This window comes from Mesorhizobium sp. B2-3-5 (genome assembly GCF_006442395.1).
Lineage (GTDB): Bacteria > Pseudomonadota > Alphaproteobacteria > Rhizobiales > Rhizobiaceae > Mesorhizobium.
The window spans coordinates 31710-46977 of record NZ_VFVX01000019.1 but is presented as its reverse complement, the minus strand read 5'-3'; the positions used below and the strand labels follow the sequence as shown (position 1 = coordinate 46977).

The 15268-nt window shown below is 63.6% G+C and carries 17 protein-coding genes; 8 read left to right on the top strand and 9 right to left on the bottom strand.

Annotation, left to right across the window (positions count from 1 at the left end; all coding sequences use genetic code 11):
- Nucleotides 1-111: 111 nt before the first annotated feature.
- Nucleotides 112-675: a peroxidase-related enzyme gene (locus FJ958_RS20685; RefSeq protein ID WP_140745031.1), complete on the top strand. Its 564-nt coding sequence runs from the start codon at nt 112-114 to the stop codon at nt 673-675.
- 132 nt (nt 676-807) lie between these two features.
- Nucleotides 808-1131, top strand: coding sequence for a YciI family protein (locus FJ958_RS20680; protein WP_140613560.1), 324 nt, complete (start codon nt 808-810; stop codon nt 1129-1131).
- A gap of 102 nt (nt 1132-1233) precedes the next feature.
- Here FJ958_RS20680 and FJ958_RS20675 read toward each other — a convergent pair whose 3' ends face one another.
- Nucleotides 1234-1848: a LysE family translocator gene (locus tag FJ958_RS20675; protein ID WP_140745030.1), complete on the bottom strand. Its 615-nt coding sequence runs from the start codon at nt 1846-1848 to the stop codon at nt 1234-1236.
- Between the two features lie 439 nt (nt 1849-2287).
- On the opposite strand from FJ958_RS20675, the gene FJ958_RS20670 reads away from it, so the two are divergent.
- The gene (locus FJ958_RS20670; RefSeq protein ID WP_140745029.1) at nt 2288-2914 is read left to right on the top strand and encodes a DUF1062 domain-containing protein; all 627 of its coding nucleotides are present in this window, start codon (nt 2288-2290) and stop codon (nt 2912-2914) included.
- A 60-nt stretch (nt 2915-2974) separates the two neighbouring features.
- On the opposite strand, the gene typA is transcribed toward FJ958_RS20670, so the two are convergent.
- A complete protein-coding gene (typA, locus tag FJ958_RS20665) occupies nt 2975-4804 on the bottom strand; it encodes a translational GTPase TypA (protein ID WP_140745028.1) in 1830 nt (609 codons plus the stop codon).
- A 196-nt stretch (nt 4805-5000) separates the two neighbouring features.
- On the opposite strand from typA, the gene FJ958_RS20660 reads away from it, so the two are divergent.
- Nucleotides 5001-5282 (top strand): hypothetical protein, encoded by a 282-nt coding sequence (locus tag FJ958_RS20660; protein WP_140745027.1) that lies wholly within the window; start codon nt 5001-5003, stop codon nt 5280-5282.
- Between the two features lie 30 nt (nt 5283-5312).
- Here FJ958_RS20660 and FJ958_RS20655 read toward each other — a convergent pair whose 3' ends face one another.
- Nucleotides 5313-6887 carry an alkaline phosphatase gene (locus FJ958_RS20655; protein WP_140745026.1) on the bottom strand — a complete coding sequence of 525 codons (1575 nt, stop codon included), beginning with the start codon at nt 6885-6887 and terminating at the stop codon, nt 5313-5315.
- Between the two features lie 255 nt (nt 6888-7142).
- Nucleotides 7143-8426, bottom strand: coding sequence for an MFS transporter (locus tag FJ958_RS20650; protein WP_181176453.1), 1284 nt, complete (start codon nt 8424-8426; stop codon nt 7143-7145).
- 74 nt (nt 8427-8500) lie between these two features.
- On the opposite strand from FJ958_RS20650, the gene FJ958_RS20645 reads away from it, so the two are divergent.
- A complete protein-coding gene (locus tag FJ958_RS20645) occupies nt 8501-9118 on the top strand; it encodes a TetR/AcrR family transcriptional regulator (RefSeq protein WP_140745024.1) in 618 nt (205 codons plus the stop codon).
- 296 nt (nt 9119-9414) lie between these two features.
- Here the strand turns inward: FJ958_RS20645 and ppa are convergent, their stop codons facing one another.
- From ppa to FJ958_RS20615, 5 genes are all read right to left on the bottom strand, one after another.
- Complete coding sequence (ppa, locus tag FJ958_RS20640; protein WP_140698732.1) at nt 9415-9948, bottom strand: inorganic diphosphatase; 534 nt, start codon at nt 9946-9948, stop codon at nt 9415-9417.
- Nucleotides 9949-10147: 199 nt separating this feature from the next.
- Nucleotides 10148-10654 carry a GNAT family N-acetyltransferase gene (locus FJ958_RS20635; RefSeq protein WP_140745023.1) on the bottom strand — a complete coding sequence of 169 codons (507 nt, stop codon included), beginning with the start codon at nt 10652-10654 and terminating at the stop codon, nt 10148-10150.
- A gap of 172 nt (nt 10655-10826) precedes the next feature.
- On the bottom strand, nt 10827-11465 hold the full coding sequence (locus FJ958_RS20630; protein ID WP_140745022.1) for a TPM domain-containing protein: 639 nt from the start codon (nt 11463-11465) through the stop codon (nt 10827-10829).
- Between the two features lie 9 nt (nt 11466-11474).
- Nucleotides 11475-12326 carry a YgcG family protein gene (locus FJ958_RS20625; RefSeq protein WP_140745021.1) on the bottom strand — a complete coding sequence of 284 codons (852 nt, stop codon included), beginning with the start codon at nt 12324-12326 and terminating at the stop codon, nt 11475-11477.
- 169 nt (nt 12327-12495) lie between these two features.
- Nucleotides 12496-13134 carry a LemA family protein gene (locus tag FJ958_RS20615; RefSeq protein ID WP_140745020.1) on the bottom strand — a complete coding sequence of 213 codons (639 nt, stop codon included), beginning with the start codon at nt 13132-13134 and terminating at the stop codon, nt 12496-12498.
- A gap of 163 nt (nt 13135-13297) precedes the next feature.
- Here FJ958_RS20615 and FJ958_RS20610 point away from each other — a divergent pair, with 163 nt between their 5' ends.
- From FJ958_RS20610 to FJ958_RS20600, 3 genes are read left to right on the top strand one after another with little or no spacing between them, the layout of a single operon-like run.
- On the top strand, nt 13298-13549 hold the full coding sequence (locus tag FJ958_RS20610; protein WP_140745019.1) for a hypothetical protein: 252 nt from the start codon (nt 13298-13300) through the stop codon (nt 13547-13549).
- Nucleotides 13550-13562: 13 nt separating this feature from the next.
- Entirely contained in the window at nt 13563-14447 is an 885-nt protein-coding gene (gene pdxY, locus FJ958_RS20605) for a pyridoxal kinase PdxY (RefSeq protein ID WP_140745018.1), read from the top strand.
- Nucleotides 14444-15214 carry a DUF429 domain-containing protein gene (locus tag FJ958_RS20600; RefSeq protein WP_140745017.1) on the top strand — a complete coding sequence of 257 codons (771 nt, stop codon included), beginning with the start codon at nt 14444-14446 and terminating at the stop codon, nt 15212-15214. The genes pdxY and FJ958_RS20600 overlap by 4 nt, the downstream gene beginning before the upstream one ends.
- Nucleotides 15215-15268: the final 54 nt, after the last annotated feature.

Sequence of the window (15268 nt, the reverse complement as noted above, 5' to 3'; positions counted from 1 at the left end):
TTTTGTGACTATGGTAGCAGATGACCGCCATTTGGCGACAAAGGTTTGACGGCTTGCCAAGAATTCTGGGAATTCGGCGGCAAGGCATCGCCCGACGAGGAGAAACAAACCATGACCGGCAAAATCACCGCGCTTGATCTCGATACGGGGGAACTGAGCGAGCCGACAAAAGCCTATTTCGCCAAATGCGAGGAGAAGCTCGGGCTGGTTCCCAACGTGCTGAAGGCCTATGCCTTCGATGACAAGAAACTGCGCGCCTTCACCGACATGTACAACGATCTGATGCTCGGCGATTCCGGCCTGTCGAAGCTGGAGCGCGAGATGATCGCGGTCGCCGTCTCCTCCATCAACCAGTGCTACTACTGCCTGACCGCTCATGGCGCGGCGGTGCGCCAGTTGTCCGGCGACCCTTCGCTCGGCGAGATGATGGTGATGAATTTCCGCGCCGCCGATCTCTCGCCGAAGCAGACGGCGATGCTTGACTTCGCCGTCAAGCTGACCGAGGAGCCGGCCAAGATCGTCGAGGCCGACCGGGCCACGCTTCGCAAGGCCGGCTTCAGCGACCGCGACATCTGGGACATCGCTTCGACGGCTGCCTTCTTCAACATGTCGAACCGGGTGGCAGCGGCGATCGACATGCGCCCGAATGACGAATACCACGCCATGGCGCGGTGACGAGCCGGGTTCCCATCAGAACCGCATATTAGAGCTGCCTAATTCTCATTGCGTGTCGGCCTTTTTGGTCCGATGATCGCCGGGCGGCATGGCCGCATGCTGGTTCGATGCCGCTGATCAAGGGAGAAGAACATGGCGAAGTTTCTCTACGTCTATCATGGCTCCGGCAAGATGCCGGCGACGGAAGCCGAGCGGAAAGCCGCGATGGACGCCTGGAATGGCTGGTTCGGCAAACTGGGCTCGGCCGTGGTCGACGGCGGCAATCCGGTCGGCATGTCCAAGACCGTGCTGCCGGGCGGCAAGGTCGAGAACAATGGCGGCAGCAATCCGACGGGCGGCTATTCGATCATCGAGGCCAAGGACATCGACGATGCCGCCGACAAGGCCAAGGGCTGCCCGATGCTGGCCATGCCCAACTGCAGCATCGAGATCGCGCCGATCATCGAAATGATGTGACGCTTCTTCTGTTGAGCATGATCTTTCCGAGCCGAAAGTCTGCGAAGCAGAAGAAGACGATTTCCACTTTTCGCCGACGCGGTGCTTCGGCTCGGATGATGCTTACGACCGCGCCGCGATCGCCGCCGCGGCCCCGGCCATCGTCGTGGCGCTGACGCGGTTGGCGATCCTCATGGCGCGCTTGCTCCTCAGCAGCTTGCGCGCCTGCGAGGCGGCGAGCACCCAGGCGAGATCGATGGCGATCAGCACCACCGCCATGGTCGCCGTCAGTTCGGCCCAGCCGATGACGCTGACCGAGGCGAGGTCGATGATGGTTGGCAGCAATGCCAGGTAGAACATCATGATCTTGGGATTGCCGAGCGTCACCGCCATGCCGGCGAGGAACAGCTTGGCGGGCGAATCCTCGCGCGGCATCTCGCCTTCCTTGGCATCCACCGGAGCTGTCCACATCTTCCAGGCGAGATAGGCGAGATAGGCAACGCCGACCCATTTCACAATGACGAAGGCAAGGTGGAAGGTCTGCGCGACGACAGCCAGCCCGAACACCGCCAGCGACAGCCACATGCCCTCGCCGATCCACATGGCGAGCAGGAACGGAAAAACGTCGCGGAATCCTTTCGAGATGACGCGTGCGACGAGCGCCGCGATCGATGGACCTGGCGAACCGGCGGCAACGAACAAGGCAGCGGCGAAGATCAGGAGCGAGGTGAGGTGCATGGCAGGATTTCCGCTTATTTCAGGGTCGATCAACCATGATAACCCGACAGCTGCGGCTCTGGCAAAGGTAAGACAATGCGGGCCATAGGTGCAGACATGCAAGGCTTGGGCTCGCAGGGCCCCCTTGCCGAGCCCGCATCGCGCCGCTAGAAGAGCCGCCCCGACACCCATTTCGAGCTTCACTTTGCCTCAGTAACCGCCGGTCTCGTCAACTCCCCCGACCACACTGCATGGCGCCGCATTCGCGGTGCCTGTTTTATGTTCATGTGTTCTCTGGGCGGCGGTTCGAGACCGGTTTGGCATTGCTGAACCGCAGTCGCGCGCTTTTGACCAGCGACACCTGACTTCCGATCTCCGCAGCCTACCGCCACGCCGCGCCCGCATGGGCATCTCGACAGAGCCGACCTGAAGAACTTCCCCCCGGGAAGGGCTTACCGGCATGTCTTCTACCACTTGCATCCAATGGACGATCGCGCCTGGGATCGCACCTCGACCGCTTATCAACTGCAATCGCTGCGGCGGCCTGAAGGCCTATCGCAGCAGCGGCAAGTTCCGCGTCAACGCCAACGGCAAGCGCATCGACGTGTGGCTGATCTATCGCTGCATCGACTGCGACAATTCCTGGAATTTCGGCATTTTCGAACGCCGCAACCGCCGCGACATCGAGCCGATGCTCTTGCGGGCGCTCGAAAGCAACGATCCGGGGCTGGCGCGGCGCCACGCCTTCGACATCGACGCCCTGCGCGACAAGGTGGGACGTGTCGAGGAGTTTCCCGACGTCGCCGTGCTCAAGCGGGCGGTTGGAGGGACAACGGAAACCGCGACAGCGTTGGAACTCTGGCTTGGGTTGGAAATGCCGACGTCGCTCCGGCTCGACCGTCTGCTCGCCAACGAACTCGGCATCTCGCGATCAAGGCTTCAGGCGCTGGAAGAGCGGCGATTGCTGCTCGTCGATCCAGGCGGCGCAAAAGCCCTGCGCAAGCCGGCCCGCGAAGGAACGACATTGCGTATCGACCTGACCGGCGAACCTGATCGGCAGACCATTATCGCGGCAGCCCTCGGATGAAAATGAAAAAGGGGCGGCGCACTGGTGTGCCCCACCCCTTTTCAAATGGAGGAACGGAAATTAAGCCGCGCCGACCGCCTTGGCCGACTTCTCGAAGCGCTTGCGCTCGTTTGGGTCGAGATAGAGCTTGCGCAGGCGGATGGTCTTCGGCGTCACCTCGACCAGTTCGTCGTCCTGGATCCAGGCCAGCGCGCGTTCCAGCGTCATGCGGATCGGCGGGGTCAGCTTGACCGCCTCGTCCTTGCCGGCGGCGCGGATGTTGGTCAGCTTCTTGCCCTTCAGCACGTTCACTTCGAGGTCGTTGTCGCGGGAATGGATGCCGATGATCATGCCCTGATAGACCTTGACGCCGGGGTCGATGACCATCGGGCCACGGTCTTCCAGGTTCCACATGGCATAGGCGACCGATTCGCCCTGCTCGTTGGAGATCAGCACGCCATTGGTACGGCCGGGCAACTCGCCCTTGTAGGGCTCATAGGCGTGGAACAGCCGGTTCATGACGGCGGTGCCGCGCGTGTCGGTCAAAAGTTCCGACTGGTAGCCGATCAGGCCACGCGTCGGCGCATGGAAGACGATGCGCTGGCGGTTGCCGCCCGAGGGGCGCAGTTCGACCATCTCGGCCTTGCGCTCCGACATCTTCTGCACGACGACGCCGGCATGCTCCTCATCGACGTCGATGACGACTTCCTCGACCGGCTCCAGCAGTTCGCCGTTTTCGCCCTTCTGCATGACGACGCGCGGACGCGACACGGCGATCTCGAACCCTTCGCGGCGCATCGTCTCGATCAGCACCGCGAGCTGCAATTCGCCACGGCCGGAAACGAAGAACGAATCCTTGTCGGGCGATTCCTCGATCTTGAGCGCGACATTGCCTTCGGCCTCGCGCAGCAAGCGGTCGCGGATGACGCGGCTGGTCACCTTGTCGCCTTCGGTGCCGGCCAATGGGCTGTCGTTGACGAGGAAGGACATGGTCACGGTCGGCGGATCGATCGGCTGCGCATGCAGCGCCTCGGTCACGCTGGGGTCGCAGAACGTGTCGGCGACGGTGCCCTTGGACAGACCGGCAATGGCGACGATGTCGCCCGCCTGGGCTTCCTCGATCGGCTGGCGCTCGAGGCCGCGGAAGGCGAGGATCTTGGAAATGCGGCCGGTTTCGATCTGGGTGCCGTCATGGTGCAGCACCTTGACCGGCTGGTTGGCCTTCAGCGTGCCGCTCTCGATGCGGCCGGTGATGATGCGGCCGAGGAAGGGATTGGCCTCCAGGATGGTACCGATCATCCGGAACGGGCCGGGATGAACGGTCGGCGCCGGCACATGCTTGATGACGAGGTCGAACAGCGGCGCGAGCTGCTGATCCTTGGGGCCTTCCGGATTTTCCGACACCCAGCCGTCGCGGCCTGAACCGTAGAGGATCGGGAAGTCGAGCTGCTCGTCGGTGGCGTCGAGCGCGGCGAAAAGGTCGAACACCTCGTTGACCACCTCGACATGGCGCGCATCCGGCCGGTCGATCTTGTTGATGACGACGATCGGCTTCAGGCCGACCTTGAGCGCCTTGCCGACGACGAACTTGGTTTGCGGCATCGGGCCTTCGGCGGCATCGACCAGGACGATGGCCGAATCCACCATCGACAGGATGCGCTCGACCTCGCCGCCGAAATCGGCGTGGCCGGGCGTGTCGACGATGTTGATGCGCGTATCCTTCCAGTCGACCGAGGTCGCCTTGGCAAGGATGGTGATGCCGCGCTCCTTTTCGAGGTCGTTGGAATCCATGGCGCGCTCGGCGACGCGCTGGTTGTCGCGGAAAGAGCCGGACTGCTTCAAAAGCTGGTCGACAAGGGTAGTCTTTCCATGGTCGACGTGCGCGATGATCGCGATATTACGGAGTTTCATGTTCTGGTCTCGGGAGCGTTGCAGGCAGCAGGCCAAAGGCGCCGCCTCTTTCGGTTGCGCGGCTCATACAGGGTTTTTCGCATTTGCGAAAGAGGAAGCGCGATACCAAATAATCATCAAATCTTAAGCATCTCCATGTGAGATGGTTTTGTTAACCAAGGCGGGAACCTTTTGAGGGCCCGGCAGTTCGAACGTCATGACCGATAAACTCAACCGTTTTTGGCCGTTCGTCGCTTCGGCGGCCTTTGCCGTCCTGCTGGCGGCCAACGCCGCGCAGTCGGCCGCGGCGCTGAAGGAAGCACGCCCTGTTCTTCCGACAGATACCTCGTCGGCCCAGCAGGTCTTCGCCGACGCGCCCGATGGCGTTGACCCCATGGTGACCGGCCCGGTCAGCACCGCCTTCAAGCAAAGGCAGGACGCCGCCAACTGCGACGCCGCCGTCTGGCCGCATATTCCGATGGTCTGCTACCCGGATTGACGGCTGCTTCAACAGCCGTCCCAGGTCGCCTCACGCAGACCGCACAGGGTCGAGCGTGACCTTGTAAAGCTCGTTGTCGTCACGATCCATCAACCGCACCGTCAGCTGCTCGGTGGCGCCGGATATATCGACCAGACCGAAGAACTGCAGCCCGGCTGACGGCGGCAGGTTCTGGCCCTGCTCCGCGGTCGGCGCCTTGATGAACTTCAGCTCGGGGCCGAAGGTCATGTCGAAATTGTTGGGGCCGAAGGTGCCGGCGTGGATCGGACCGGAGACGAACTCCCAGAATGGGTTGAAGTCCTGGAACTGCGCCTTGTCCGGATTGTAGTAATGCGCAGCCGTGTAATGGACGTCGGCGGTGAGCCAGACGGTGTTGGTGATGCCGGCGTTCTTGATGTAGCGCAACAGGTCGGCGAATTCTAGCTCGCGGCCTTTCGGCGCGCCACTGTCGCCATTGCTGACCGCTTCGGCGCCGGCCTTCTTGGTCGCGTCGTCCCAGACGACGAGGCCGAGCGGCATGTCGGCGGCGATGATCTTCCAGGTCGCCTTCGAGTTCGTCAACTCGCGCTTCAGCCATTTCGTCTGCTGCTCGCCGAGCATGCGCGATTGCGGCGTCATGGTATCCTCCATGTCGGGGCCGTTGGGGCCGCGATAGGAGCGCATGTCGAGGAAGAACACGTCGAGCAGCGGTCCGTGGGCGATCTTGCGATAGACGCGGCCCGGCTCCGACGGCTCGTAGCGGATGGTTGTCATCTCGTGGAAGGCGCGCGCGGCGCGGGCCGCTAGCACGTGGATGGATTTCTCCTTGTAGCGATCGTCGGCACTGAGGTTCTTCGAATCCGACCAGTTGTTCAGCACCTCATGGTCGTCCCACTGGTAGAAGGTCGGGCAGATGGCGCTGAGTTCCAGCACGTTCTTGTCCATCATGTTGTACTTCCACTGGTCGCGATATTCGTCCAGCGTCTCGGCCACCTTGCGCTTGCCGTCGATGAGAACGACATTCTTCCACTTGCCACCGCCGGGCAGGTCGACTTCGTCCTTCATCGCGCCGTCGGCATAGATGGTGTCGCCCGAATGCAGGAAGAAGTCCGGCGTATGCTTGGCGATGGTGGAATAGGTCTTCATGCCGGTCTCGTCGATGCCCCAGCCCTGGCCGGCGGTATCGCCCGACCAGGCGAAGCGCACGTCGCGCTTCGAGGACGGCGCGGTGCGGAAACGGCCGACGATCGGGTCGGAGACGGCATTGATGTCGGAAAGATCGGCCGCCGACATGCGGTAGAAGATGTCCTGGTCGGAGGCGAGGTCGGTGAGCAGCCGCTTGACCGTGTAGTCGCTGGCCGGCGAGGTGTCGAGCGGTGCCAGCTTTGTCGCATTGGCGAAGCTTTCCGTCGTGGACACTTCGAACATGACGCGCGCGGGGCGGTCGGTACGGGTCCAGACCATGCCGCTGACGGCGTCGACATCACCGGACTGGACGCCATGGGTGAAGGCCGGACGCTGGCTGGCGCGGGAATAATAGGGCAATGCGAGACCCGAGGCGCCGAGCAGACCAGCCGCGCTGGCCGAAGTGACGAAGGCGCGGCGGGTCATCGAAAGCTTGTTCATGGCTGTCTCCTGGTGGCGTTGAAGGTGCCACCAAGGTCCGGCGTCAGTGTTGCAGACGCATTTCGAAACCATGAAGTTTTGATAACAGCTGCCAATCTCCCCCCTCGAGGGGGAGATGTCGCCGAAGGCGACAGAGGGGGTCGCCTCGCGTAGAGCGCCAACCTTTTCCGCCCGCGATAAGGGTCGAGTCTAGTCGAACCGACCCCCTCTGGCCGCTTCGCGGCCATCTCCCCCTCAAGGGGGGAGATCGGCAGCTCAAGCCGCCTGCGGCTCGGGATCGAATGCCGGCCGGCTGGTGTTGATCAAAAGCGAGAGACACGCCGCGGCGATCGCCGTCATGCCGGCGATCAGGAAGGCCAGTTCGTAATTGCCCTGCAACTCGCGCATGGTGCCGCCGAAGGCGGCGGCGGTTGCAGCCCCGACCTGGTGGCCGGCGACGATCCAGCCGAACACGATCGGCCCGCTGCGATCGCCGAAGGCTTCGTTGGCGAGCCGCAGCGTCGGCGGCACGGTGGCGATCCAGTCGAGGCCGTAGAGCACCGCGAAGATGATCAGGCTGGTCGCCGAGAAGCCGGAATAAGGCAGATAGATCAGCGATAGGCCACGGATGGCATAATAGACGCCGAGCAGCTTGCGCGGATCGAACCGGTCGGTGAGCCAACCGGACAGCGTCGTCCCGATCAGATCGAAAATGCCCATCATCGACAACAGGCCGGCGGCCTGCACCTCGCCGATGCCCATATCGCCGCAGAAGGCGATGAGATGCGTACCGACCAGACCGTTGGTGGTGAAGCCGCAGACGAAGAAAGTGGCGAACAGATACCAAAATACCCGCGTGCCAGCGGCGCGGCGCAGCGTGTTGAGCGTGTGCGCCAGGAAGTTGCCCTGCGATGCCGGCGAGACCGGCGGCACGTCATCGGCCCCGGCGCCATAGCGAACCATGCCGATCGAGGCCGGACGCTCCGGCACCAGCAGCCAGACCAGGGGCAGGAGGCAGGCGGTGGCGACCGCGACCGCGATTGCGACCGGCTTCCAGCCGCCCGATTGCGCGAGGGAAGCGATCAACGGCAGGAAAATCAGCATGCCGGTGGCGCTCGAGGCCGACATTAGCCCCATGACCAAGCCGCGATTGGTCTTGAACCAGCGGTTGACGATCGTGGCGCCGAGCACGCTGGCGACGGCACCGGAGCCGATGCCGGAGAAGACGCCCCAGGTGATGAACAGGTGCCACGGCTTGGTCATCAAAAGGCTGAGTGCCGTCGAAGCCGACATCACCACCAACGCAGCAAGCAGCGTGCGGCGCAGCCCGATCCGCTCCATCAGCGCGGCGGCGAACGGACCGGTCAGACCGTAGAGCAGGATACCGACGCCGGCGGCCAGCGAGATCGTGTCGCGCCGCCAGCCGAAGCTGCTTTCGAGCGGCAGCATCATGACGGAAGGCGCGGAACGAAGCCCGGCCGCGATCAGCAGGCAGAGGAAGATGACACCGACCACGACGAAAGCGTAGCGCTGGCCAAACGGACGGGATTGAGTTATCATGTTACTGACCGGTACGTTGCAAGATGGGAGCATGTATACGTACCGATCGGTAACATTGTCAATCGAGTCCCACGATGCCAACCGACAAAAATATTGAACTGACCATCAGCGACGGTCATGCATCGGCGCCGCCGAAGGCCGCCAAGAAGATCCTCGACGTGGCTTATGACCTGTTCTACCGGCGCGGCATAAGAGCGATCGGCGTCGACGAGATCGTCAAGCGTGCCGGCGTCACCAAACCGAGCCTCTATCGCAGTTTCCCCTCGAAGGACGAACTGGCCGCGTCCTATCTCAGGCAATACGACCTTGAGTTCTGGGAGCGCTTCGACGAGGCCGTCAACGCACATCCGGGCAATCCGCGCGCGCAGATCATCGCCTTCCTCACCCGCGTCGGCAAGCGCACGCAGAAACCGGATTATCGCGGCTGCGGCATGACCAATGCGGCCGTCGAATATCCCGAGCGCGGCCATCCGGCGCGCGTGGTAAGCGAGGACAACAAGCAGGAACTGCGACGCAGGCTGCGCGCCATGGCCGCCGCGATGGGCGCGCCAGACGCCGATACGCTGGGCGACGGGCTGCTGCTGCTCATCGAGGGCGCCTATATCAGCGGCCAGCTGTTCGGCCTCGGCGGCCCGGCGCAATCGGTCGCCCGCAACGCCGACCTGCTGATCGAAGCAAGCCTGAAGAAATAAGACTTTCAGGCGCTGGCGCAGCCCCTCACCTGCCTGCCGGCATCCTCTCATCATCGATTTCGCCAATCGACGGCGTTGCAAAGAGAGCGCCGAGGTAGCGGACGTCCCCTTCTCCCCGTCACTATAAGGGAGAAAGTGCCGGTAGGCGGATGAGGGGCGGCGCAGACGCTGACAATTGGGCTTGGCAGCCATCTCGCGCAAGCTCGCCGACGAGAAGGCGCGCAGCTTCGTCTGCGGCAAGGACAGGCACACCGTCATCGGCGATGTGCCGCCCTTCGGCCGGGTCGATAATTAGCCTACTTGCTCGCCTTGGCGCGGTCGACCGCGTCCATGATCATCTTCTTGGCGTATTTGGAATCGTGCCAGCCCTCGATCTTGACCCATTTGCCGGGCTCGAGATCCTTGTAGTGCTCGAAGAAGTGCTGCACCTGATGGCGGGTGATCTCGGGCAAATGCGTGTATTCGGTGACGTTCTCGTAACGCAGCGTCAGCTTCGGCGACGGCACGGCGATGACCTTCTCGTCCTGGCCGGCATTGTCTTCCATGATCAGGACGCCGATCGGCCGCACATTGATGACGCAGCCCGGCACCAGCGCGCGCGTGTTGCAGACCAGCACGTCGATCGGATCGCCGTCGCCCGACAGCGTGTGCGGCACGAAGCCGTAATTGCCGGGATAGCGCATCGAGGTGTGCAGGAAGCGGTCGACGAACAGCGTGCCGGCCTCCTTGTCCATTTCGTACTTGATCGGCTCGCCGCCGATCGGCACCTCGATGATGACGTTGACGTCTTCAGGCGGATTCTTTCCGGTGGCTATGGCTTCGATGCGCATGGCTTTGTCCCTCTCTCGGTTGGGAGACCGATAGCGGGCGGCGCAAAATGGCGCAATGCGGCGAATGGTGTTCACGTATGTCAGGTGAGACGCGACGGCGTTCGACGCGTTCAACAATCAGCACAAGATGTTTCAGCGTCGTGATTTTTGCGCGGGATGCGTCCCTGAGGCTTCGCCTTCCGGGACCATCTCTGGGCAGTCACTCCCAGACGAAAGCGACTTTCTTCAACGCTTTCTGCTCGAAGATCTCGACGCCTTCGGCAATGTCGCGGCCGCCGGCACCGGCATAGAAAGCCAGCGCGTTCTGGTTGTCTTCCAGCGCCCACACCACCATGCCTTTCAGGCCATGGTCGGCGAGACGTGTCCTGGCCGCCGAAAACAGCCGCCGGCCAAGGCCGATGCCCTGATATTCCGGGCGCAAGTACAATTCGTAGATCTCGCCCTGCTGCTTGAGTTCCCGGGCGCGGTTCTTGCCGATCGTCGCATAGCCGGCGATCGTGCCGCCGATCTCGACGACCAGGACGGTGGCGGCGCGGCGAATCGCATTCGCCCACCAGTCGGCGCCGCGGCGGTTGATCATCGATGTCAGCGTGCGATGCGGAATGATGCCGCTATAGGCGCCGCGCCAGGCCTCGAGATGCACTTCGGCGATGGCGCCGGCGTCGCGCGGTTCGGCTTTGCGGATGTCGATCGTCAGCGTATTCATGATTTGTTAACCATAAACCCGCATCGCCCGATTGCAAAGAGTCAGGGCGGCCCGCCGATCGCTTTCTTGCAACCGGTCCAGACACTGCTGACAGGGCAAGGCCATCTGAAATCGCGTTCAGCCGAGGCGCATAACGTGGTTTTCGAGAACCGAAGCGCGGCGGGCGGGCTTTTCAGATTTCGACCAGATGGTCGTCGAGCTCGTTGCTATCGTCCGGGGTGACCGGGAAGTGCTCGGCCAGCACTGACCCCACCTGCTCGATCGCCTTGACGAAACCGTCGGCAAGCCGGTCGTCGCCGGCATGCGCGGTGAGATCCCGCACGACGCTATCCCAGACATGCTGGCCGACCTTTGCGTCGATACCCGAATCGGCGACCACCTCTGCATAGCGTTCGGCGATCGAGACGAAGATCAGCACGCCGGTGCGCGCCGTGGTGCGATGGACGTTGCGGGCAAGGAACTGCTTGAGCGCGTTGGCGTGTGCCGCCTGATAGCGCAGCCGCCGTGGCACCATATGGATGCGCAGGCCAGGCAGCGCCCACAACAGCGCCAGCACGCTGGCCAGCGCCAGAAGCTCGGCGATGACGAAATGCGGCAGGCGGATGGCGAGCCACCATGCCTCCAGCCCATAGGCGACGGCGAGGCTGACGATCAGCATGCCGAGTGTCGCCATCAAGGCGGCGGGGGAGAAATAGCCGTCGCTGGCACGCGCCACGACGCAGTAGATTTCGCCGTCGGTGCTGGCCTCGGCGGCGCGGATCGCGTCGGCGATGCGTTCATGGTCCTGCGGGCTGATCGGTCGAGTCGCCATGCCGTTGCCTTACCAGCCTCCTGACGAACCGCCGCCGCCGGACGAGCCGCCGCCGCCCGAAAAACCGCCGCCACCGCCACCCGAAGACCAACCACCGCCGGAACTTCCGGAAGACCAGCCACCACCGGATGAGGAGCGCCGGCCAGGCTCGAAGGTCATGCCGAGCCAGCGGTAGCGGCCCGGCCCAAGCTTCTGGCCGAAGATCGGCGGCAGGACAGAAGCCGCGATGCCGCCGAAGAAAATGATCGCCCAGATGCCGATGAAGATGGCGAAGAACAGGTTGTCGGGATTGAAGGGTGCCTGCTGGTTGCGCTTGCCTTGCGCTTCCAGTTCCTCCGGATTGCCCTCCAGCACCATGATCATGTCATCGACGGCCTTGCTGATGCCACCTGAGAAATCGCCTGCCCGGAAGGCTGGCACCATATCGTTCTCGATGATCAGCTTGGTGTGCAAGTCGGTCAGCGTGCCTTCCAGCCCGTACCCGACCTCGATGCGCATCTTGCGGTCGTTCGGCGCGACCAGCAGCAGGACGCCGTTGTTCTCCTTGGCCTGGCCGAGCTTCCAGAAGCGGAACAGCCGGTTGGCGTAAGGCTCGATCTCCTCGCCGCCGAGGCTCGGAATAGTGACGACGACGATCTGGTCGGAACCCTTTGTCTCGAAATCTGCAAGCTTCTGCGTCAACGCCGCTTTTGTCGCGGCATCGATGATGCCAGCATTGTCGACGACACGCCCGGTGAGAGCGGGGAGATCGGCGGCGAAGACGGTGAGGGGCAGAAGGAGGAGGCAGAGAAGAAGGCCAAGAGTGTTTAGGCAAGCGTTCCTTCGCGCCCCCCTCTGTCCTGCCGGACATCTCCCCCGCAAGGGGGGAGATTGGCAGTTTCGCCGCTGGCTCCCGCCCTTGAGTATTGGAGATTGGCGAAAGCCGTGATCACAGCCGATCTCCCCCCTTGCGGGGGAGATGTCCGGCAGGACAGAGGGGGGTGTGACGGAACTCAAGGTCGACACGGACCAGACCCGCTAAATTGCTCGTTCACCCGCCCTGCTTGGTGCCGAAATCGACCTTCGGCGGCTGCATCTTGTCTTCGGCGACGGTGAAATTGGCGAAGGGCTCGTTGCCGCGGAACCAGAGTGTGGCCCACAGCACCGACGGGAACGTCCTCAGGGTCAGATTATAGTCCCTGACCGCCTGGATGTAGTCGCGCCGCGCTACCGCGATGCGGTTCTCCGTGCCTTCGAGCTGCGCCTGCAACGCCAGGAAATTCTGGTTGGCCTTGAGGTCGGGATAGGCCTCCGACACGGCGATCAGCCGCGACAGCGCGCTGGTCAGCCCTGCCTGGGCATCCTGGAATTTCTTGAACGCTTCCGGGTCCTTCAGCGTTTCCGGCGTCACGGTGATCTGCGTTGCCTTGGCGCGCGCCTCGACCACCGCGTCGAGCGTGTCCTTCTCATGCGCGGCGTAGCCTTTGACCGTCTCCACCAAATTGGGGATGAGATCGGCGCGCCGCTGGTACTGGTTCAGCACCTCGCTCCAGGCCGCCTTGGCGTTTTCTTCCGCCGTCGGGATGGTGTTGTAGCCGCAGCCGGCCAGCAACGGCAGCACGATGGCCATCATCAGGAAGGCGGGAAGCGTGCGGAAGATGGATGATGGAGCAAGGCGCTGGGCGAGCATGAACGGTCCCTCGACGGAAGTTGTATGCGAAGCATTATCACAATCGGCGCGCAAGAAAACGGCCCCAACAAGGACGGGTTGTCGGCACGGTTACCCCCGGCTGTAAACCCCTGTAATTGGCGAGGCGAACACGATAAGGTCGCCATGGAGACAGGATATCACCATGGCCGGACGCCAGGACAGCGACAACGAATCGCGCCGCATCCTCGAGCGCGTCGGGCGGGAAACCGAGCCGGCCGGCACCTCGCTGGTGGCACGGACCGCGAAAGGCGTGCGCGACCACGTCGCCGCAAGCGACGCCGACCGCGCGGACCCGATCGAGGTCTGGGGCACGCGCATTGGCAGGATACTCGGCCTGCTTCTGGCGCTGGGCCTGATGGTGTGGCTCGTGCTTTTCCTCACCCGGGGCAGCTAGGAATCAAAAATCAATGAGCGCCGAGAAACCCGACGCACCGCGTGCGGTCATCGTCATTTCGAGTCATGTCGCCCGTGGTTCGGTCGGCAACCGCGCCGCCGTCTTTGCGCTGGAAACCTTGGGGTTTCCAGTCTGGGCGGTGCCAACCGTCATCCTGCCCTGGCACCCCGGCCACGGGCGGGCGACGCGCATCGTGCCGTCGCTCGACCAGTTCAAGGCGCTGATGGCCAACCTCGAGCGCGCGCCATGGCTGGGCGAGGTCGGCGCCGTGCTGTCGGGCTATCTCGGCGAGGCCGGCCAGGCCGAGGCCGTCGCTTCGCTGGTCGCCGCGGTAAAGGCAAGGACACCCGGCGCAGTCTATATCTGCGATCCGGTGATGGGCGATTCGGGCGGCCTCTATGTGCCCGAGCCCACCGCCGCCGCCATGCGCGACCGGCTGATGCCGATCGCCGACATCGCCACGCCCAACCGCTACGAACTGGAATGGATGACCGGCGCGCCGCTGCCCGACCTGAAATCCGTGATCTCGGCCGCGCTCCATGCCGGGCCATCGACGATGCTGGTCACTTCGGCACAGTCGATGATGACTGGCGGCACCGGCAATCTGCTGCTCGACGGCAACCAGGCGCTGCTCGCCGAGCATCGTCTCATCGACAAGCCGCCGAACGGCCTGGGCGACCTCACGGCGGCCGTCTATCTGGCGCGCATCCTCTCCGGTCAGCCGGCGATCAAGGCGCTGCAGTCGACCACGGCGGCGGTCTACGAGATCCTGGCGCGCACCGCCAAGCGCGGCGGCGACGAATTGCAGCTGGAGACCGATGCGCAGAGCCTGTCGCACCCGATGGCGATGGTCCAGCTTCGCCACCTCACGCATCCCGGGCGGGACCGCCGGGCTTGACCACGGCCACCGTCGTGCTTGTCGGCGCCGACGGCTGCAAGGCCGGCTGGATCGCGGTGCGGCGCGATCCGGATGCGGCGCCTTCGGTGAAGGTCTTTGCCAGCTTCGCGGCGCTGCTTGCGGCAGTTCCCGACGACGCGATCGTCGCCGTCGACATGCCGATCGGCCTGCCCGAGTTTTCGAACAAGGGCGGGCGCGGACCGGAGGCGCAGGTCAGGCCGTTGCTGGGGGCACGCCAGTCCAGTGTGTTTTCGATCCCGTCCCGCGCAGCGCTTTATGCGGACACCGCCGACTTCACCACGATCGATGCCTGGTACGCCGCGCATATCAGGGCAAGCGAGGTCGCCAAGGCTACCTCTGATCCGCCGCGCGGCGTTTCGATCCAGGCCTTTGGCATTTTTTCGAAGATCCGCGAGATCGATACATTGCTGATCGCACGGCCCGATTTGCGCGGACGTGTCTTCGAATCGCATCCGGAAGTGGCCTTCTGCCGGTTGAATGACGATCAGGCCATGAGGTTGCCGAAGAAGATCAAGGGCAGCATCAATCCGGCCGGCATGGCGGAACGCAAGGCACTGCTCTTCCGCCACGGCTATGACATGGACTTCCTCGGCCAGCCGCCGCCGCGCGGTGCGGCCGCCGATGATGTCCTCGATGCGGCGGTGATGATGCTGATCGCCGGCCGCATCGCCGGCGGCAAGGCCAGGCCGTTTCCGGACCCGCCGCTTGCCGACGGTTTTGGAATACCGGTCGCGATCTGGGCATGACAGTGTCGGCGGACGTCCGACCTTGGCGCATGGCATTTATGGCCAGCCCGCGCA